Origin of the sequence: Clostridium sp. N3C (assembly GCF_900095445.1) — a bacterium.
Taxonomy (GTDB): Bacteria; Bacillota; Clostridia; order Clostridiales; family Clostridiaceae; genus Clostridium_AU.
This window is the reverse complement of record NZ_FMJL01000001.1, coordinates 132614-152380: the sequence shown is the minus strand read 5'-3', so window position 1 is coordinate 152380 and position 19767 is coordinate 132614. Positions and strand designations below refer to the sequence as shown.

Below are 19767 nucleotides of genomic sequence, written 5' to 3'. Positions count from 1 at the left end.
ACTTTATATATATAGTATTTATACATTTTGAATACACTTCTCCCTTACTGCTTACAATATTAACAATCACTAACCGTTCACATATATCTATGCTAAAATTTGAAATATCCTTTAAAAACACATTCTTTGCAGTGCTTTTTCCCGCTGTAGTATATTCTATAATTAGGTTTCCTTCAATTTGCCTAATGTAATCTATTCTATCTATAGAGTATTTTCTTAATTCTATAGCATTTGTTTGAAACTTTACTTCCTTATTGTCACTATGAACTTCACTTTCTATAAATCTAAAGGCTTCATTTATATAAAAATCTTCTCTATTTCCTGAGGCAGTGTTTTTAAACTCTCTTAAAAAATAAGATACTACAAACATTAGGGCTGTCATAAGTATGCTCATAATAGCTATTGCTATAGCCACTTCTATCAAAGTAAATCCTTTGTTCTGCTTTTTAATTATAGCTACCTTTATATGTTTCATACTCTATAACATCAACCTTCCCACCAATTGTGTATTTAAGTTTAAAAGAAAGTTTTAATACATCATCGCCAGATATTTTTACACTAAGATATGTATCCTCATTATCGGTACTAGGCTTCAATAAAGATAGGATCTGTGGCTGTCTAAGCTCTTCTACACTTAAATGCTGGCTGCTTATATACCATATATTTTCACCACTGTAATTTAATAATTCTTCATAACTGTGATTTAAACATATATTCCCAGCTGCCACTTCAACACAATTAAGGTAATTTGCTAGCAAATTATTTTGATTTTTTAATCTAGCCTTAGCCATATACATATCAAAGGCAGCAAGAAACATCAAAGCGAAGACACATAAGGATATCATTACATCTAATAGAGTGTTACCTTTCTTAATTCTTAATCTCAACATAAGCTGTACCTACACTTATAGTTATTTTATGTTCCACATCATATAAATCTAAATATTTAATAGTACAAGCATCTGATGTAAAACCTTTAGAATCAAAATTCAATTTTTGCTTACCTGAAGCTGTATTAAGCAACTGTAATTTGCATCCTTGAGGGAGTTTTAAAAGCTTCTTACGACTGCTCCCAGAATAAAAACTAAATCTATTGTTGGACTGATCACACAAAATATACCCCTCTACTTCATTGTAATAGCAGTATTGCTTACAACTATTAATAAAGGTCATTATTGAATTACTGCATTGCTCAACTACTATAGCATTCTTTAACCTATTGTATGCTTTTAAACCACTAGAAAAAATAATAAATAAAATATTGAAAATACATAGAACTACTAAAATTTCAATTAAAGTATAAGCTTTTTTAATTTTCATATATAATTCTATCTCCTACCCTATCAATAACGGTAAAACTGTATTTTATCATATCAATTTTTATAAAGTAATCTTTTCCATCACATAAAAATACCAATTCAAGTAACTTATGATCCATATTTATATAACTAAGTGATACATCGTAATTAGTAAGATCTTTAACTTCCTGAACTAGCTTTATAGGATCCATGTTATTTTCTCTTTCCTCATAAATACAAAGAATGGCCTCAAAAATTTGTTCAGAGTATGAAATAATTGTTCTGTCTTTGCTATTGCTTAAATAGTATTTATATGCAAAGGCAGTGCTAGTTGCTAAAATTAAGATAAGAGATATTGCTATTGTTATTTCTATAAAAGTAAAAGCTTTTTTCAAGTTTTAACAGAACCTTTTATACTCTGTACAAACTAAACATAGGTAAAATAACAGAAATAACAATACTAGCAACTACAAGACCTACAATTAATATAGATACAGGCTGTAACAACTGGATAAGCTTTTCTAGTCGTGAACTTAATTCCTCTTCATTTATCTGTAATAAACGTTTCAACATTTCACTAAGTTTTCCCGTTTCTTCTCCTAATCCAATCATAGTTAAAGTACTGTAATCAATTATTTCAATGTTCATTAGAGCCTCTACTATATTACTCCCCTCTCTTATCTGATTAGCACCATTTATGACCTGATTCTTTATTTGGATATCAGATATCACAGCTGCGGCTTCTTCTAAAGCTACCACTATATTAAGTCCACTATGATATAATAAAAAGAAAGCATAAATAAAATCATAAGCACAACTTCTATAATAAATATCTTTTATAATAGGAAGCTTTTTTCTTATAGAAGAAAAATTAATTTTACCACCCTTTATTAAGTAAGCTAAAATAAGTGTAGTTGCAAAAATAAAAACTATAATATAGACAAAATAATTTGTAAGAAAGGAACTGATGGCTAAAGTTATTTTTGTTGCTAAGGGTAACTCTCCTCCCATAGATAAAATCAAATCTATCATTGAAGGTACTACTGTGGACAATAAGACAAGAGCTAAGGATATGCTAAAGAACAGTACAAAAGTTGGATAAATAGCTACTTCAATGATTTTCTTGCGAAACCTGCCTTTTTTATAGTAATAGATATATAAATTATTAAATACCTCCCCTAGATTTCCCGTTTCCTCTCCTACCTTAACCATATTAGTTAAGAATTCAGGGAAATTATTAGGACAATTATTCATAGCTTCATGCAAGGCCTCTCCCCTTCGTAGACCTTGAGCCAAGTATATGTTATTGTCATACAATTTTCCTTTTCTAAATTGCAAGCTACTAATTTTTATAACTTCTAACAAGGGTACTCCACTTTCTAACAAGGTTCCGAAATACTTGCAAAACAAACTAAGATCATTTAATTTGATTCCTTGTCTAAATATAAGCTTTTTAATATTAATTTTTTCATTATCTACAGATATCAAATACTCTTTTCTTTCATTTAAATATTCCATAAGCTCTTTTACATTATTGCATTCCCATTGTCCCTTTACTATATTCCCTTGCTCGTTCATTGATACATATCGAAATACGCTCATTTTGCTCTCCTTTAATAAACTTATCCATTACATACTTTCATAAACTCTTCTGTTGTAGTTATACCTTTCATCACTAGCTCTTTACATTGTTCTTTCAAACTTTCATTTTTCTGTCTTCCAATACTCTCAACTTTTTTATCACTTGCTAATATTCTCCTTCGCCAGTTTTCATCAATATATATTATTTCGCTTATTACATGCCTATCTAAATATCCGCTATTGTTACACTGATGACATCCTCTTCCTTTAAATAGTTTTCTTTCATTTGATAATACAAGTAGATCTTTTTCAAATTGGGATGGATAGTAACTTTCTTTGCACTTAGGACATATCTTCCTAACTAGTCTTTGAGCAATAACAGCAATTAAAGCATCTGCTAACAAATACTTTTCTACTCCCATTTCCAAGAGCCTTGTTATAGCTCCTTTGGCATCCCTAGTATGTAAAGTAGATAAAACTAAATGTCCCGTTATAGCAGCTCTTATTGCTATGGCTGCGGTCTGCTCATCTCTAATTTCCCCTACCATGATAATATCCGGATCTTGCCTCAAAACACTTCTTAAAGCTGCAGCGAAGGTTATTCCAGCCTTAAGGTTAACATTTATTTGATTTATACCTTTCATAGTATATTCAACAGGATTTTCTATGGTTGTAATATTGCAGCTTTGCTTATTTAGTTCCTTTAACATAGCATACAAGGTAGTAGATTTACCGCTACCTGTTGGTCCGGTAGTTAAAATGATACCGCTACCCTTCATAAGAATACTTTTTACTAATTCATTTTGATCTTTTTGGTAGTAAATCTTATCTAAATCTATAAATAGATTAGCCTTATCTAATATTCTTACTACAAACTTTTCTCCATAGATTACAGGTATAGAAGATACTCTCAAATCAAACTCCTTCTGATTGTGAAAGTGTTTATACTTTCCATCTTGAAAAGATCTTTTTTCTGATATATCCATTTGTGCTAAAACTTTAAGCCTTGTTGTCACTGTGCTATAGACCTCTATAGGAAGTTTAAAGAATTCACATAGACCGCCATCAATTCTATATCGAATTCTAAAAAAGCCACCATAAGGTTCAAAATGTATATCACTGGCTCTTTTCTCAATAGCTGTATTAATTATATAGTTTAGAATTTTCACTCCGGGAGCATTAAGATTATCCTGGAACTCCTTTGTATTGATACTCTTAGATTCATCCTCTTTTATTTCCTTCTTTAATTTTTCAATAGCCCTAATAAAATTCAGATGCCTATAAGCTTGAAGAATGAGCTTATCTAAGTCCTCACTTGTATATTTAACTATACTTATCTTCATATTAGTTATTAATTTCAATTTAGCAATTAGCTCACTAAAATCATTCTTTCTTGTTGCAATATACAAAATATCCTCTTGAACCTTGAAGGGAAGTATACATTGCTTAATAGCAAAATCCTCTGGTACTAAATTAAGTACCGTTGCATCAATATTAATCAGCTCTTCCTTATCTAAGGAAAAATCATTATCCTCCATTATATGTTCACCTCTACAAATACCTTGCGGAAAATTATAGTATAATTATTGACACTATATACATTTTTAAACAGATACTTAAAAATATCTTATTTAGTCTATAGACTTGACAATAACAATTTCTTTATCATAACATTAAAGCATATCGTAGATTTAGGGAAAACTATACATATTATTTGTCACCACAGGAAGGAATGATAAACGTGGCTTTAGATGGTATATTTTTACACGCTTTATGCCTAGAGCTTAAAGATAATATATTAAACGGAAAAGTAGATAAAGTTAATCAGCCTGAAAAGGATGAAATTGTTATAACCTTTAGAAAGGAAAACAAAAATATAAAGGTTCTACTTAGCGCCAGCTCTAATTATCCTAGAATTCATGTTACTGAAAGAAGTAAAGCTAATCCTATACAACCTCCTATGTTTTGTATGCTTTTAAGAAAATATTTGATAGGTGCTAAATTAGTTAATATTAAACAAATTAACTGCGATAGAATCCTTTGTTTAGATTTCGAAAGTAGAGATGAAATGGGTTTTGATAGTATTTATACTTTAATAATAGAAATAATGGGCCGTCACAGCAATATTACCCTAATTAGAAAAAGAGATAATATTGTAATGGATAGTATTAAACATATTACTCCAAATATAAACTCCTATCGTTCTATTTATCCAGGCATTAATTATAAGTTTCCTCCAGAATCAAATAAATTAAATCCTTTAGATTTTTCTGCGGAAGCTAATATAGACCTTGATAGTTCTGAATATATTTCAGACAGCAATTTTCTATCAAAAATATTTACAGGAGTAAGCCCTTTATTATCAAAAGAAATAATAACTTTATTTCAAGCTAACAAGGATCTAAATAGCCCTGATGGCTTAAAAAAACTTTTAATATTTTCAAAAAACTTCTTTCAAAATCTTACTCACAATAGTTTTACTTATACCCTCTACTGTGATAGCAAAGGTAATTATAAGGACTTCTATTGCTTTGATTTATCCACTATGAAGGATTATAAAGCCACTAAATATGATAATGCTAGCAAATTATTAGATGTTTTTTATTATACTAAGGATAAACAAGACAGGTTAAATCAGAAAAGTTCAGATCTTCAAAAGCTTGTAAACAACAATATTGATAGATGCAAAAAAAAGAGTACAATACTAAAACAATCTCTACAGGAATGTAGCAAAAAAGATAAATACAAACTTTATGGAGAACTGCTTACTGCCAATATCTATTCCATTAAAGAGGGAGATAAAAATATTAAAGTATATAACTATTATTCGGAAAATGAAGAGTATGTTACTATACCACTGAAAGAAAATAATACCCCTTCAGAAAATATTCAATCTTACTTTAAAAAATACAATAAATTAAAAAAGACAGAAGAGGCGGCTTTAGAACAATTAGAAAAAAATGAAGCTGAGTTAGAATACCTTCAATCTGTTCTTACTAATATTATAAATTGTGACAGTTACGATGAAATAGAAGATATTAGAAGGGAATTAGTAGAGACCGGATATATTAAATTTAAAAAGAGCACCAGTAAAGCAAAGGGCTCTCAATCTAAACCCTTACATTTTATATCAAGCGATGGCAATGATATTTATGTGGGGAAAAATAATATTCAAAATGATTATTTAACTCTTAAATTTGCAGACAAAAAAGATATATGGCTCCATACAAAAAATATTCCTGGTTCTCATGTTATAATAAAAAACAACAATAACATATCAGACAAAACCTTAGAGGAAGCGGCAATTTTAGCTGCCTATTATAGTAAAGCTAAGGATTCCACTAAAGTGCCTGTAGATTATACGGAAGTAAAAAATGTAAAGAAACCCTCTGGAGCTAAACCGGGTATGGTAATTTACACCACTAATAAAACCATATATGTAGATCCTTATGATATAGATTTAAAAAAGGTCTAAAAATAATAATTTTAATCAAAAAAATAAAGAAGCATTGCTTCTTTATTTTTTTTCGTTATATATGTATTGATAATAGTAACATAAAAGTCTACCATTATATAACTTCCTATTTTTATCTGCCTTTCTTCTAAAGCATTTTTCAAATTCATAATAAGAGGTTAATACAAAGAAGGACCAATCATCGTGAGCCTTATATAAGTTTCCTAGAATCTCATAAAGCTTACGTACCTCTTTTTCCTCTCCCAATCTTTCACCATAAGGAGGATTGGTTATAACATAAGCATACCTTTTTCGTGAACTAAACTCCTCTACCGGCAACTTTTGAAAATTAGTAAAAGCTTCTACACCGGCCTTTATAGCATTTTGCCTCGCAGTCTTTAATACTTTTCCATCCTTATCGGAGCCATATATTACAAACTTCTTGTCATTTATTGCTTCTTCAGCTTCTTTTCTAACCCTTTCCCATATACTTCTATCAATATTGGGCCATTCTTCACTGGCAAAACTTCGCCTTAAGCCTGGAGCAATATTTTTTCCAATCATAGCTGCTTCTACAGGTATGGTGCCGGAACCACAAAAGGGATCATATAGCAGTCTATCTGGAGTCCACTTGCTTATTAGAACAAGAGCCGCTGCTAAGGTTTCCTTTAAAGGTGCTTCTCCTGCCTTTTCCCTATAACCTCTTTTATGTAATCCTGGTCCTGAAGTATCTACGGTAAGAGTCACAATATCCTTTAATATTGCTACTTCAATTTTATATACGGGCCCATCTTCCGTAAAAACTTCTCTAGGATATTTTCTCTTCATAGATTCTACTACTGCCTTTTTCACTATAGCTTGACAGTCAGATACACTAAAAAGTTTAGACTTAACAGACTTTCCCGTTACATGCATTTTGCCATTTTCCGGGATAAGCTTCCACCAGTCTACTGCCTTTGCTCCTTGAAATAGCTCTTCAAAGGTCTCCGCCTTAAATTCCGCCATCTTAATTAAAACTCTATCGGCAGTTCTAAGCCATATATTAGTTTTTGCTATGTCTTCTTCATTACCTTTAAAGATTACCCTACCATTTTCAGTTTTAACATCCTTATAGCCTAAGTTTTTTAATTCTCCTGCTGTAATTGCTTCAATCCCAAAGGTCGACGTTGCTATTAAGTGGTATTCCATCAAATTTTCTCCTTATAAAACATAATTCTTTAGTTTTAAAGACTACCTCTAAGTAGTCTACTATATATTTTTATCATTAATCATTCAATTATTCAATAATATTTTATCTAAAAAAGGATGTCCCCTTTTCTAAGGTGACATCCTACTTTTCTATTGTTTACTTTCTTTTAATTCCTCTTCTTTTTCAGTTGCACTCTTTTCTGGCAAAATCAGATTTAGAATTATTCCAACTATTGTTGCTAGGGCAACTCCATTTACAGATACTTCTGCTCCTTGTACTGTAAATTTAAGAGCAGCGCCGCTTATTCCTAATACTATTACAACAGAAGCTATTATTAAATTCTTCTTTTTACCGAAATCTATCTGATTTTCTACAAAAATTCTGAAACCAGAAGAAGCGATTATTCCGAACAATAATATACTTATACCACCCATAACTGGATAAGGAATATTCTTAATTAACATTGCTAAAGGTCCTATGAAGGAAAGTACTATTGCAATTATTGCTGCTCCACCTACTACCCATACTGAGTAAACCTTTGTTATTGCCATAACACCTATATTTTCACCATAAGTAGTATTTGGAGGACCTCCAACTAAACCAGCAAATAAGGTAGCAAGTCCATCACCAAGAATTGATCTATGAAGACCTGGATCCTTTGTGAAATCTTTTCCACAAACATTATTTGTTACATACACGTGACCAATATGTTCTGCTAGAGTAACAAAGGCTATTGGAGCCATCATAATCATTGCACTGATATTAAATTCTAGGAATTGAAATTCAGGAATTTTAAACAACTTAGCTCCAAGAATCTCATTAATAGCTTCCTTAGGAACTATTCCTAAAACAAAGGATAATACGTAACCTACAACCATAGCAATTAGAATAGGTATTATTCCTAGAAAACCCTTAAAATACATAGAACCAACAATACCTACAAGTAAGGTAACAGCTGCAACAGCTAAAGTTTTATAATCTGTTGTCTCCGCAGTAAGTCCAGCCCAATTAGCTGCTGTTCCTGCTAATGATAAACCTATTACGATAACAACGGAACCAATAAGTACTGGTGGTAGAGCCTTGTCCAACCATTCTATTCCGGCAAATTTAATTATGGCTGCTACAATTACATATACGATGCCGGCAGCTACTATTCCAGACAACATGGCTCTTATTCCATAATTTTGAGTTGCTACTGTCATAGCGCCAATAAAAGCAAAGGATGAACCAACATAGGCTGGTAACTTAGCTTTAGTACAAAGTATATAAATTAAAGTTCCAACACCGCTACAAAATAGCGCTATAGATGGATCCAATCCTGTTAGTATAGGTACTAATATAGTAGCACCTACCATAGCAAATAAATGCTGAAAACTTAGGGGTAAGGTTTTTAAAATAGGTAATCTTTCATTTACATCTACATAATTTTTCATTAATAATTCCTCCTTGTTAATCTCACTGGATTAATTTAAAAGATTTATCTTAAGTTAATCTAGTTCATAAATTTTTACTGAGTCTTCTTCGTCTGTTTCTTTAAGAGATACTGATATCAATTCACTTCTTGATGTAGGAATGTTCTTACCTACAAAATCTGCTCGTATTGGCAGTTCTCTATGTCCTCTATCAATTAAAACTGCTAATTGTATCATTTTAGGCCTTCCAGCATCAATAACAGCATCAAGGGCTGCTCTAGCAGTTCTACCGGTAAATAATACATCATCTACTAATACAACTTTTTTTCCCTTAACTTCAACACCTAAATTTTTATCATTCACTTTAGGTGCTTCACCAATAATTTGAAGATCATCTCGATAGAGACTAATATCAACACTGCCTACAGGTACTTCAACACCTTCTATATCAGCTATGCATTTTGCTATCCTCTGAGCTAGTGGATATCCTCTTCTTTTTATACCTATTAATACTATTTCTTCTACTCCCTTGTTCTTTTCAAGAATTTCGTGGGATATTCTTATTAAACTTCTTCTAATAGCCTTATCATCCAGAAGAATAGACTTTAATTTCACATTATCACCCCGTTTCAGCTATTTTAGCATTAAAAAACGCCTTACTAAGTCAGTAAGGCGTACTATGCATATATGTACTACTATTGCAAATTATCTCTGCCTTATGACCTCGCTGGATCATTTAAAGGTAATTCTTAAGTTTTTAAACAGTTTAACATAAAATTTTATCTTTTTCAACTATTTTCGCAAAATTTCTAGGACTCTTTTAAAATAATCTGGCAATGGTGTTTGAAATTCAATATATTTTCCAGTAGTAGGATGTATAAATCCTAAAATTTTAGCATGAAGCAGCTGACCATCTAAATTAAATTTTTGCTTTTTAAATCCATAAACAGGATCTCCCACTAAAGGATGACCTATATAAGCCATATGTACTCTTATCTGGTGGGTTCTACCTGTCTCTAAACGACATTCAACTAAAGTATATTTGTCTAAACGTTCCAAAACTTTATAGTGAGTTACAGCCCTTCTTCCATCTTTAACAACAGCCATTTTCTTTCTATCAATAGGATGTCTTCCCAAATTGGCATCCACTGTACCACGATCATTCTTTATTACGCCTTCTACTAAAGCTATATATACTCTAGTCATAGAATGGTCTTTTAATTGCTCCGCCAGCTTATTATGAGAAGCATCATTTTTAGCAATGACTAATACACCGCTGGTATCTTTATCTATCCTATGTACTATGCCCGGTCGAATAACACCATTTATTCCAGATAAATCCTTACAATGATTTAATATAGCATTTACTAAAGTTCCTCTTGTATTACCTGCTGCAGGATGAACAACCATACCTTGAGGTTTATTAACTACTATAACATCCTCATCTTCATATAAGATATCTAAAGGAATATCCTCCGCCTCTACCTTTAGTTCAACAGGATCAGGGATAACCCCTTTAATAAGATCATTTTTCTTTAATTTGTGGTTACTTTTTACTATCTTATCATTAACAGTTATTTTTCCTTCATCAATGAGCCCTTGTATAAAGGATCTAGACTTACCTTCCATAACCTGGCTAAGATATTTATCTATCCTCTCTCCATGATATTCTTCATCTATTATATAACTAAACTCTTTCATTCCTTAACATCCTTTATAATATAAAATACTAATAAAAATGTACCTACCACTACTAAAATATCTGCCACATTAAAGTTAGGAAAATAGTACAGATCCTTATAGTGGAAAGATATAAAATCTACTACATAATTATAATATAATCTATCTATCAAATTACCTATGGCTCCACTAATAACCATTGATAAACTTAACTTTAACAGCTTAGATGAAGGTTTATATTTTATCAAATAAAAAATAATGGCTATAACCATAATTGCAGCCATAGCACTTAATATATATTGTCTTCCTTGAAGTATACCAAAGGCCGCTCCTTCATTTTCCACATATTCAAAACTAAAAAAGTTTTTAATAATTGCAATACTTTCTTCTCCATTTAGTTTACTAATGGCTAAAAGCTTCGTAACTCTATCAATTATTATACCTATTATAATAATAAAAATGTACATTTCCATCCCCCTTAAAATACTAATCCGGCAATTGATTTCTATACTGCTCATTGCTGATTCTTTCTATAGGATCTACGTAATCATCATCTTCTTCATGATATTCATCAGTAAATGGTATTTTATTAAAACTTGAGACACTCTGATAACTATCTTCTGCATCAAAGCCTATTTCATCGGTATGATCATTATACCCATAACCAAAAGGATAGCCTAAAACTTCTTCTTCCACTGGTCTAGCAGAATTATTATTAGCAGCTCTACTAGTTAATTCATTTTGGCATTTCACACAATTTTCAGCATAAGGTAAGAATTCTAATCTTTCCGCTGGTATTGGTTTTCCGCATCTTTTACAAATGCCATACGTTCCATTGTCAATATTTTTTAAAGCATCATCTATCTTTTTAATTATGCTAACTTCATGTTCTCTAAAAACTCTTCCTTTTTCCATAGTTTCCATTTCGCTAGCTAGATCTGCAGGATGATTATCATAAAAAGATAATTCTGATGAAGTTTCAAAAAGTCCTTCAGTCATATCATTATCCTTTAGTTGCAATATAAATTTTCTAGCACTCTCCCTTTCTGCTAGTAACTTGCGCTTATAATAGTCTAGGCTTTTTTTATCCATTATCCTTCCACCCCTTCAAAATAAAAGTATTGATTTTCATTCCATACTATTTATTTTGTCATCAAGAGGAGTTTTTATGTAGCCTAAAAGACAAATCTCACTCCTTGGTTACATAGAATATGACATCTATATAGGGAGTGAGATTTAAATACTACTAATTATCTTTTACAAAAAATTTTTTTATCTCGTTTAACTCTTCACTATTTAGTCCCTCTTCTTCGATTTCCTTTATCTCAAAGTTTCTTTCTATTTCAAAGGAGCTATCATTGCTCATTTCTTCCTCTGTAGTCATAACATTGAAATTTTTAACAAAATCCTTTTCCAAATCTTCAAAAGTGTCTAACTGAGTCTTTAAAAAGTTTCTATACTTTGCTCTAAATTTAAAAAAGTCTTGCTTTAACTTTTCATATTCTTCATTAATTTTCATAACGTCCATATGAGCTTTGTCTATTATCTTCTGAGCTGTTTCATTAGCATTTTTTATAATAATTTCTGCTTCCTTTTGTGCTGAGGCTTTAGCTTGATCTGCGGCATTTTGAGCTAAAAGTAAAGTATTTTGAATAGTAGCTTCAATATTTGTATAATGTTCTAACTTCTCATTTAATATTGAAACTTTTTCCTTCAAAGTAGAATTTTCCTTATACATTGCTTCGTAATCTTCTGTAACTTGCAGTAGAAAATCATCTACCTCTTCACCATTGTATCCTCTAAAAGCGCTCTTAAATTCTTTATTTTTAATATCCATTGCCGTTAATCTCATTAGTACACCCCCACCTTAAACAAATTTTTTCAATTGTATTTTAAGTCTACCGCTACTACTGTTTCCTAAGATATTCAGAAGTTTATACTTCCCTTTTCCTCTTATAGTAATAGTAGTTGGCAACGTTATTTCAAAATCTTTTTCTTTAACTTCAATATAATCTATTAAAACCTTTCCCGATTTTAGCAAATCTACACTTTTACTTCTCGATACTCCGCAAATAGCGCTAACTATGCAATCTGCCCTTAAAGAAGTGGAAATAATCTGATATTCTTGAAAATTATAAGATGGTAGATTGATATAATCAATTATTTCTGTAACTTCACAAGGGCATTTACCAATATAGTTTAAATTAGTCTTTAAATAATCAACTATATCCTCATATACAGCACAATAGCAATTGCTACCTTGTACAATTAAGTCACCAATCTTTTCACGCTTTATTCCTAACGCCATTAAAGCACCTAGATAGTCTTTATGTTGAAGATTGTGGAACTTTGATTTGTTCACTATAAAAAGAACCCTAACCGGTATCATATATTCATCTTCATTATTGAAGCATACAATTCGCCTTTCAGCTTCATCAAAGGCTCCATAACTACTTACCTTCACCTGAAGATTCATAGTGAATTTCATTAATTTACTCCAAATACCTGGTGTATAAAATTCACTAGTATAAATAGCTTTGCCTGTTTTTTCAGCTAAAGTTAATTTATTATAGAGTTTTAATATTACCGCTTCTTCTTCACCTTGCATTAATTTAAGAAAATCTTCTTTTTTCATATAAACTTTATAGTATACTTAGAATCAAACTTTTTATTAGATCTAAAATAATAATTGCAATAAAAGGTGAAAAATCAATAGGTAGATTTGGAGCCACTCTTTCCTGTATTACTCTACCTGGGTAGAGAAGCGGTTCCACCAAACTGTTTATAACTTGTAAAAATGGTATATCTCTTTGAGGTCTAATCCAAGATGCCACTACATCTATTAGTATTAGAGTTTCAATTGCTCTAAACACATAATATATAAATAATGTTATAGTAATCTTAATTCCCTCCCTTATTTAGACCAACCAAACAAGCCTCTATTAGTCAACTCATTTTTTAGTTCACTAGTAACTTCTACATTAGATGGTGATAGAATATACACACCTTTTTCTACTTCCTGTAATTCTCCACCTAAGGCATAACTTGCTCCACCCATAAAATCAAGTAGCCTTTGTGCGGTTTTAGGTTCTAATCCTGTTGTATTAACAACAACTATTTTTCTATTCTTTAAATCATCACAAATGTCAGTAGCATCTTCAAAAATTGTAGGTTTAGAAATAACTACCTTTGCAGAAGTTGCAGTATGAATATTTACAACCTTATTCTGTTTTTTGCTAGCGGTCATTGGCGGATTTACCTCTGCCTTTTCCTCCTCTAACTCCATTTCTTCCTCTAACTCTTCAATATCTTCATACTCATCTTCTAATCCTAATAATCCCATCATTTTATTAAATACTTTACCTGCCATTTTTCTCCTCCTCTATTACTGCTTATTATAATTTCTTTTACCAAATATTCCTTCACCAATTCTAATCATGTTAGAACCTTCTTCTATAGCTTCAATGAAATCACCTGTCATTCCCATAGAAAGATATTGCATCACAACATTCTTTGGCTTTTGTGCATCTAACTTATCAAAGATCTCTTTTACTTGCCTAAAATATTCTCTATTAGACTTCTCATCTCCTTTAGGTAGCACAGTCATGATGCCCATAACCTTCACATAGTTGCAATTGCCAACCTCTTTAATAAGCTCATCTAGTTCCTCTACTAGTATTCCACTTTTAGATTCTTCCCTACCAATGTTAATTTCTATTAACACATTAGCAGTTAAATTTAGTTTTTCATATTGCTTTTCAATTTCCTTTAGCAGTCTTATACTATCTAAAGAATGTATTAAAAAAACTTTACCAGCAATATATTTAACCTTGTTTCTTTGTAAATGTCCTATAAAGTGCCATCTAACATCCTTATGAAAATTCTCTTGCTTTAATGTTAATTCTTGCACTTTACTTTCAGCAAAATCTCTAAAACCACAATCATAGGCAACTTGCATTTCTTCTATAGTTCTTGTTTTACTAACAGCTATTACCGTTACATCTTTGGTAATTTTATTTCTTAGTGACTGTATATTTTCTGCTATACTCAAATCTTGCCCCTCCCGTTGATCTTTAAATATACACTTTCACCCATTTTATACTCTTTTCCCAAGAAATTAATATCAAAATCAATATGATACCTATATAAGTATTATTCTTCAATTATCACAGATTTCCTGCAAAATTAAACAAAGAAATTAATTATTTTTAACTTCTTTTGCATACTTAAACTCATAATTTCCAATGTAGGCTGGTATTTTAACATTTTCCTTAATAGAAAAATCTACCTTGATATTTCTAAAGGGACTTGTCAAAATTGTTAATATACCAACATGAGTATCCTGTGCATATAAATATTCTTTTATACTTTGTCCATTGCCAATAACATCTATATAGAAAGGAGCTGTTAACTTTACATCATTAATTAAAATAAATGGTCCTGCACAAGCTACTTCAGAATTACTCATAATTCTCATACCATTTACAGAAATAGCTTCTGCTCCTGCAAGGTTTAACTCGTAAATCAATTCTATAATATCAGTATTATGAACAATCTTATTATTACTTTCATAATCGCTTAGTTGATTATTCAAATCTATTTCACTAGAATCATCAATGGTAATAGATACTCCTTGGCCTTCAACAGCTTCAAGACCAATCAATGCTTCATTTCTAGCCAATTCCTCTTTCATACTCTCTATTATTTTTAACGAATCGGAAGGATTGAAGGAATTTTTAACATATCGCTGATATTTACTATGGTTTGCAGCATATTGATGTCTAAGTAAGCTAATATCATTGGTTAACTTACTTCTTTCATTAATTGCATCCATATACTCCTCTGCAGTTAAAAACTTAGTTTGCTTAGCTGGGCCGAAGGATATATTCATAACAATCAAAATACCTACTATAATGCTAGCAATAAAAACAAATATTTTTGTTTCATATCCTTTCATTTAATCACTCCTCAGCGTGATTTAGCCTTCTCAATAAGCAGTCTCCTTATGATGGCAAAATTATCAAATATTCTTCCACCAAAAACTATAACTGCTGCAATATAAACTGGTATTCCAAGCTTATCACCTAAATAGGCTAGACCAGCAGCTAATGCAGCATTTCCAAAGAAACCAGATATAAATATATCCGCTTGAAAATTATTGGACAAATTAGCCCTTATTGCTCCAAAGACTGAATCTAAGCAAGCTAAAATAGCTACAGATACATATGGAGAAAACTTTTCAGGTATACTAACATCCCACAACAAGCCAGCTATAACACCTATCAATAAGCCCAATATAGCAACCATAAAATCACCCTCTTTATTATTTTTCTACCGGTTTTATATAATCGGATTTAAAAACCTTATTTGTTTTTGGAATCTTTATCGAATCACTCTTAACAACTTCTATGTTATAACCAGCCAATCCATCTAAATTAAGAGTATTCGGAAACATTATTGCACTTTCTAACTTATCTGGATTGCCAATAGCCTTAATAGTAATAGTAGAATAAGGATATATCTGTTCATTATCAATCAAGATCCTTCCACCACCATCAGATAATCTAATACCTGTTTGGCTAGTAATCCTTGTATTATTTACTGATATAGCCTCTGCATCAGCATACTTTAATTCATTTATTAAATAAGCTAACTCAAAGTGACTTATGGCAGAATATTTATATAAACCTTCCCCCTCAAATATACCATCTTTTGGGGCAATAGTTAAAGTAATCCCCTGGCCTTCCACATCAGTTTCACCAAGTAATAATCTTGTCTTATCTAACTGATTTTTTATTTCTTTTGTACTATCTTCTGGACTTGAAATTGACTCCTCATAGGCCTTTATCTGTTCCATTAATTGAGTATTGCTTTTTTCAAGTTCTTCCTTTGTCTTCTTTAGTTGTTCCAATTCAACCGTTAGCTGATTGTAAGTTGAATCATTAGGATTTATAACATTAGTGCTTTTTTCCTTACGTAACAACTGAAACTGATAAGTAAGCATAAAACCCAAGATAGCACAGACAACAGCTACCGTTAGCTGCGAAATTATCTTCTTCATAAATGTTCCCCTCCTATTTCTCAATTGACATTACCGGATCGCCGTCAAAACTTATATCTATATACCCCTTTAAATCAGCTAAGTTCTTTTGAGTTATTATATTAATTGCATCATTTAATTTGCTTTCCATATTATTTATGTTTCCTACTTTCACCATTATATCCTTAAAATACACTTTTATATCCGCATCACTTTCTAGATTAATAGCAGTAATAACAGTGTCACTTATATTACGTTGAATTAAATCAGAAAACACCTGTAATTGCTCAATTTTTTTATTATCGTTACTAACCTTCTCTCCTATTTTTATTTCTGATATATCTAAACCTGTAAGCTCTACCAGAACATTACTATCTTTCCTGGCGGCATCTAAACTAAGTACGCTTTCAAGGGCAACCCCTTCAGTATCTACAATTATATAGTCTTCTTCTCTAAATATATAATATTGGGGTTTTCTTTCTATTATTTCCAACTCTACTGTTGAAGGTAATTTACGGTGAATTTTTACATTGGATATATAAGGATTAGATAAAAGTTGCTTTCTAATTTCATTCTTATTCAAATAAAAAATGTTACTTCCTAAATTGACATTAGATAAACTTTCAATTTCACCTTTGTCCAACAATTTATTATTAGTAACTTCAACCCTTATAATATTAAAATAAGGATGCTTTAATAAAAAAACCGTCAATGCAATTATGGCTAATATAGAAAAAATAATAATCTTCTTAATTAATTTTTTTCTTTTTCTTCTTCTTATAAGCTCATTTGTTTTTTTTCTTGTATCTCCCATCTAATACCCCTACCTATGATTATAAATGCAATACAGATAATTTTATAATACCATTTATTCTATAGAATTTCATTAACTTTTTACATATTTCCTTAATTTATAAGTCTTAGTTTCCTGTACGTAAAAAGGACCGACTTCAAAGTCTGGCCCTTATAACTTTATTTTGCTATTGTTAGTTTGTCTAGATATATTTAACAAGATACCCATAGCAGTTAAGTTAATAACTAAGGAAGATCCACCATAACTTATAAAGGGAAGCGGTACCCCTGTTACCGGCATAGAACCAGTTACAACTGCTATATTAACTATAGCCTGCACCGCAATAATTGATGTTATTCCAGTTGCTAGTAGCGTACCATATGTATCCTTAGCATTTACAGCTGTCCTAATACCTCTCCAAACTAATACCATAAATAATGCTATAATAAAGATAGTCCCAATCAACCCTAGCTCTTCTCCTATGATGGCAAAAATAAAGTCATTATGAGGTTCCGGCATATAATAACACTTTTGTCTTGATTGTCCTAAACCTAACCCCCAAATTCCTCCTGATCCCAAAGCTAATAGGGACTGAATCAGCTGATATCCTTCTCCTGCTGCATCCTGCCATGGATCTAAAAAGTTTAAAAATCTCTTTCTTCTATAATCTTTAGAAAATATGAGTAGTAATGCACCTACTATTGCTGTAGGCATTACCAACCCAAATATGTGAAAAGATCTTGCGCCTGCAACAAAAAGCATTATTATAGTAACAATCATTATTACAGAGGCAATACTCATATTGGGCTCTATCAAAATAATTGCAGCAACCGCTCCAGATATTAACAAATAGGGTATAACTCCTTGAATCAAGGACTGAACCTTATCCCCTCTTTCATCCATACTTTTAGCTAAAAATAGAACAACAGCATACTTAGCTATTTCTGATGGCTGTATGGATGCAAAGCCCAATTGAATCCATCTTCGCGCTCCATTAACTGCTGGGAAAGCAAATACAGCAAACAATAATGGTATAGTTACTATCATTACCATAAGGGTTATCCTTTTTAATTTATGATAATCAAATCCCATGGTAAAAATCATAGCAATAATACCTAAAACAGCCCATATTAGCTGTCTTTTAAGATAATACATGTCATCTCCCTTTTGAATTCCAGAGGTCCATGCACTAGCACTATATACCATAATTATACCAATGGAGAGGAGAATCATTATTACTGTAAATAATACAAAATCCGCTTCTCCCATTTTACTCCTGGCTTTATTCATTTTTTATCCTCCTATTAATTACTAATTAGGAAACCACTTAAAACAACGATAGAAATGCAATTAAACATAATACCACAGTTACTATAGAAAATATTGAAACAATCTTTGGCTCAGGCCATCCAATCATTTCAAAATGATGATGTATTGGTGACATTTTAAACACTCTTTTTCCTGTTAATTTAAAACTAGTAACCTGTATAATAACTGATAGTGCCTCAACTAAATATATACCACCAACAATTATTATAATTAATGGTAATTTTAACATAACAGCTACCACCGCCACTGCTCCGCCAAGAGCTAAAGAACCGGTATCGCCCATAAAAACTCTGGCAGGAAAGGCATTATATCTTAAAAATCCTAGTAGAGCTCCTGAAACTACTCCACAAAAGATAGCAAGATCGTATCGTCCTAAGGCCATAGAAATCATTGTAAAGAAAGTCATTACTAATAGGGTTACAGAAGTAGCTAAGCCATCTAAACCATCAGTAAGATTAACAGCATTTGTAGTTCCAGCAAAAAAGAACACCATAAAAGGTATATAAAAGATTCCTAAGTTCCAAGTCTTGCTCCAGAAAGGTACTATAATCTCTGTTCCTAAATTCCTATATGCATAATAACTGAAGATAAAAGAAGCTATCAAGAGCAACGCCATCTTTTGATAGGCTTTAAGCCCCTCATTCTCCTTTTTAACAATTTTCAGCATATCATCTAAGAAACCTATTACTCCAAAAGCAATAAAGGCATAAAGAGCCATCATTGATTCCCCTTTTAAATTTTTCACAAGGAAAGGCAAAGTAATTATTGAAGTTAAAATAAATATTATACCACCCATAGTTGGTGTACCAGCCTTTTTTTGGTGACTTTTCGGTCCTTCTTCCCTTATAAACTGTCCAAATTTAAACCATCTTAATGCTGGTATAATAAATGGTCCTATAATAGAAGCCACAGCAAAAGATATCAATGCTCCATAAATAATTCTATAATTTATAAACTCACCCATTTTGCCCACCCCTCTCGGGTAGTTCCC

General features: G+C 31.3%; 24 protein-coding genes. 1 reads left to right on the top strand and 23 read right to left on the bottom strand.

What is annotated here, in order from left to right:
- The 6 genes from N3C_RS00710 to N3C_RS00685 form a co-directional block, all read right to left on the bottom strand.
- Window positions 1–475: type II secretion system protein (locus tag N3C_RS00710; RefSeq protein ID WP_074364139.1), on the bottom strand; the 475-nt coding region annotated here is incomplete at its 3' end.
- On the bottom strand, window positions 447–890 hold the full coding sequence (locus N3C_RS00705) for a hypothetical protein (RefSeq protein WP_074364138.1): 444 nt from the start codon (window positions 888–890) through the stop codon (window positions 447–449). The genes N3C_RS00710 and N3C_RS00705, both read right to left, overlap by 29 nt.
- Window positions 871–1320 (bottom strand): prepilin-type N-terminal cleavage/methylation domain-containing protein, encoded by a 450-nt coding sequence (locus tag N3C_RS00700; protein ID WP_074364137.1) that lies wholly within the window; start codon window positions 1318–1320, stop codon window positions 871–873. The genes N3C_RS00705 and N3C_RS00700 overlap by 20 nt, the downstream gene beginning before the upstream one ends.
- Entirely contained in the window at window positions 1310–1693 is a 384-nt protein-coding gene (locus N3C_RS00695) for a type II secretion system protein (protein ID WP_074364136.1), read from the bottom strand. The genes N3C_RS00700 and N3C_RS00695 overlap by 11 nt, the downstream gene beginning before the upstream one ends.
- A 16-nt stretch (window positions 1694–1709) precedes the next feature.
- Window positions 1710–2900, bottom strand: coding sequence for a type II secretion system F family protein (locus N3C_RS00690; RefSeq protein ID WP_074364135.1), 1191 nt, complete (start codon window positions 2898–2900; stop codon window positions 1710–1712).
- Between the two features lie 20 nt (window positions 2901–2920).
- The gene (locus tag N3C_RS00685) at window positions 2921–4417 is read right to left on the bottom strand and encodes a GspE/PulE family protein (protein ID WP_074364134.1); all 1497 of its coding nucleotides are present in this window, start codon (window positions 4415–4417) and stop codon (window positions 2921–2923) included.
- A 203-nt stretch (window positions 4418–4620) separates the two neighbouring features.
- On the opposite strand from N3C_RS00685, the gene N3C_RS00680 reads away from it, so the two are divergent.
- On the top strand, window positions 4621–6354 hold the full coding sequence (locus N3C_RS00680; RefSeq protein ID WP_074364133.1) for an Rqc2 family fibronectin-binding protein: 1734 nt from the start codon (window positions 4621–4623) through the stop codon (window positions 6352–6354).
- Window positions 6355–6396: 42 nt separating this feature from the next.
- On the opposite strand, the gene N3C_RS00675 is transcribed toward N3C_RS00680, so the two are convergent.
- The 17 genes from N3C_RS00675 to mraY all read right to left on the bottom strand — a co-directional run bounded on the left by N3C_RS00675 (window position 6397) and on the right by mraY (window position 19740).
- A complete protein-coding gene (locus N3C_RS00675) occupies window positions 6397–7521 on the bottom strand; it encodes a THUMP domain-containing class I SAM-dependent RNA methyltransferase (protein ID WP_074364132.1) in 1125 nt (374 codons plus the stop codon).
- A gap of 150 nt (window positions 7522–7671) precedes the next feature.
- Window positions 7672–8955 carry a uracil permease gene (gene uraA / locus N3C_RS00670; protein WP_074364131.1) on the bottom strand — a complete coding sequence of 428 codons (1284 nt, stop codon included), beginning with the start codon at window positions 8953–8955 and terminating at the stop codon, window positions 7672–7674.
- A gap of 54 nt (window positions 8956–9009) precedes the next feature.
- The gene (gene pyrR, locus N3C_RS00665; protein WP_074364130.1) at window positions 9010–9549 is read right to left on the bottom strand and encodes a bifunctional pyr operon transcriptional regulator/uracil phosphoribosyltransferase PyrR; all 540 of its coding nucleotides are present in this window, start codon (window positions 9547–9549) and stop codon (window positions 9010–9012) included.
- A gap of 177 nt (window positions 9550–9726) precedes the next feature.
- A complete protein-coding gene (locus N3C_RS00660; protein ID WP_074364129.1) occupies window positions 9727–10635 on the bottom strand; it encodes an RluA family pseudouridine synthase in 909 nt (302 codons plus the stop codon).
- On the bottom strand, window positions 10632–11081 hold the full coding sequence (gene lspA / locus N3C_RS00655; RefSeq protein ID WP_074364128.1) for a signal peptidase II: 450 nt from the start codon (window positions 11079–11081) through the stop codon (window positions 10632–10634). Before lspA ends, N3C_RS00660 begins: the two co-directional genes overlap by 4 nt.
- Before the next feature lie 19 nt (window positions 11082–11100).
- Window positions 11101–11706: a TraR/DksA C4-type zinc finger protein gene (locus tag N3C_RS00650; RefSeq protein ID WP_074364127.1), complete on the bottom strand. Its 606-nt coding sequence runs from the start codon at window positions 11704–11706 to the stop codon at window positions 11101–11103.
- Between the two features lie 154 nt (window positions 11707–11860).
- On the bottom strand, window positions 11861–12466 hold the full coding sequence (locus N3C_RS00645; protein ID WP_074364126.1) for a DivIVA domain-containing protein: 606 nt from the start codon (window positions 12464–12466) through the stop codon (window positions 11861–11863).
- Window positions 12467–12481: 15 nt separating this feature from the next.
- A complete protein-coding gene (locus N3C_RS00640) occupies window positions 12482–13249 on the bottom strand; it encodes a YlmH family RNA-binding protein (RefSeq protein WP_074364125.1) in 768 nt (255 codons plus the stop codon).
- 7 nt (window positions 13250–13256) lie between these two features.
- The gene (locus N3C_RS00635; protein ID WP_242944019.1) at window positions 13257–13487 is read right to left on the bottom strand and encodes a YggT family protein; all 231 of its coding nucleotides are present in this window, start codon (window positions 13485–13487) and stop codon (window positions 13257–13259) included.
- Between the two features lie 41 nt (window positions 13488–13528).
- Complete coding sequence (locus tag N3C_RS00630; protein ID WP_074364123.1) at window positions 13529–13984, bottom strand: cell division protein SepF; 456 nt, start codon at window positions 13982–13984, stop codon at window positions 13529–13531.
- A gap of 15 nt (window positions 13985–13999) precedes the next feature.
- Window positions 14000–14665: a YggS family pyridoxal phosphate-dependent enzyme gene (locus N3C_RS00625; protein ID WP_074364122.1), complete on the bottom strand. Its 666-nt coding sequence runs from the start codon at window positions 14663–14665 to the stop codon at window positions 14000–14002.
- Between the two features lie 147 nt (window positions 14666–14812).
- Window positions 14813–15571, bottom strand: coding sequence for a DUF881 domain-containing protein (locus N3C_RS00620; protein WP_074364121.1), 759 nt, complete (start codon window positions 15569–15571; stop codon window positions 14813–14815).
- An 11-nt stretch (window positions 15572–15582) separates the two neighbouring features.
- The gene (locus N3C_RS00615) at window positions 15583–15921 is read right to left on the bottom strand and encodes a small basic family protein (protein WP_074364120.1); all 339 of its coding nucleotides are present in this window, start codon (window positions 15919–15921) and stop codon (window positions 15583–15585) included.
- Window positions 15922–15937: 16 nt separating this feature from the next.
- Window positions 15938–16675, bottom strand: coding sequence for a DUF881 domain-containing protein (locus N3C_RS00610; protein WP_074364119.1), 738 nt, complete (start codon window positions 16673–16675; stop codon window positions 15938–15940).
- A gap of 13 nt (window positions 16676–16688) precedes the next feature.
- A complete protein-coding gene (locus tag N3C_RS00605) occupies window positions 16689–17468 on the bottom strand; it encodes a cell division protein FtsQ/DivIB (protein WP_074364118.1) in 780 nt (259 codons plus the stop codon).
- Window positions 17469–17618: 150 nt separating this feature from the next.
- A complete protein-coding gene (spoVE, locus tag N3C_RS00600) occupies window positions 17619–18737 on the bottom strand; it encodes a stage V sporulation protein E (protein WP_074364117.1) in 1119 nt (372 codons plus the stop codon).
- Between the two features lie 37 nt (window positions 18738–18774).
- Window positions 18775–19740 (bottom strand): phospho-N-acetylmuramoyl-pentapeptide-transferase, encoded by a 966-nt coding sequence (gene mraY / locus N3C_RS00595; RefSeq protein WP_074364116.1) that lies wholly within the window; start codon window positions 19738–19740, stop codon window positions 18775–18777.
- Window positions 19741–19767 lie beyond the last annotated feature (27 nt).

Coding starts and splice junctions, on each gene's coding strand:
- N3C_RS00660 (WP_074364129.1), bottom strand. CDS start 10,635: ATGAAAGAGTTTAGTTATATAATAGATGAAGAATATCATGGAGAGAGG.
- N3C_RS00615 (WP_074364120.1), bottom strand. CDS start 15,921: ATGGTTGCTATATTGGGCTTATTGATAGGTGTTATAGCTGGCTTGTTG.
- mraY (WP_074364116.1), bottom strand. CDS start 19,740: ATGGGTGAGTTTATAAATTATAGAATTATTTATGGAGCATTGATATCT.
- N3C_RS00705 (WP_074364138.1), bottom strand. CDS start 890: ATGTTGAGATTAAGAATTAAGAAAGGTAACACTCTATTAGATGTAATG.
- N3C_RS00700 (WP_074364137.1), bottom strand. CDS start 1,320: ATGAAAATTAAAAAAGCTTATACTTTAATTGAAATTTTAGTAGTTCTA.
- uraA (WP_074364131.1), bottom strand. CDS start 8,955: ATGAAAAATTATGTAGATGTAAATGAAAGATTACCTATTTTAAAAACC.
- N3C_RS00685 (WP_074364134.1), bottom strand. CDS start 4,417: ATGGAGGATAATGATTTTTCCTTAGATAAGGAAGAGCTGATTAATATT.
- N3C_RS00610 (WP_074364119.1), bottom strand. CDS start 16,675: ATGAAGAAGATAATTTCGCAGCTAACGGTAGCTGTTGTCTGTGCTATC.
- N3C_RS00675 (WP_074364132.1), bottom strand. CDS start 7,521: ATGGAATACCACTTAATAGCAACGTCGACCTTTGGGATTGAAGCAATT.
- N3C_RS00650 (WP_074364127.1), bottom strand. CDS start 11,706: ATGGATAAAAAAAGCCTAGACTATTATAAGCGCAAGTTACTAGCAGAA.
- N3C_RS00640 (WP_074364125.1), bottom strand. CDS start 13,249: ATGAAAAAAGAAGATTTTCTTAAATTAATGCAAGGTGAAGAAGAAGCG.
- lspA (WP_074364128.1), bottom strand. CDS start 11,081: ATGTACATTTTTATTATTATAATAGGTATAATAATTGATAGAGTTACG.
- spoVE (WP_074364117.1), bottom strand. CDS start 18,737: ATGAATAAAGCCAGGAGTAAAATGGGAGAAGCGGATTTTGTATTATTT.
- N3C_RS00630 (WP_074364123.1), bottom strand. CDS start 13,984: ATGGCAGGTAAAGTATTTAATAAAATGATGGGATTATTAGGATTAGAA.
- N3C_RS00620 (WP_074364121.1), bottom strand. CDS start 15,571: ATGAAAGGATATGAAACAAAAATATTTGTTTTTATTGCTAGCATTATA.
- N3C_RS00645 (WP_074364126.1), bottom strand. CDS start 12,466: ATGAGATTAACGGCAATGGATATTAAAAATAAAGAATTTAAGAGCGCT.
- N3C_RS00690 (WP_074364135.1), bottom strand. CDS start 2,900: ATGAGCGTATTTCGATATGTATCAATGAACGAGCAAGGGAATATAGTA.
- N3C_RS00605 (WP_074364118.1), bottom strand. CDS start 17,468: ATGGGAGATACAAGAAAAAAAACAAATGAGCTTATAAGAAGAAGAAAA.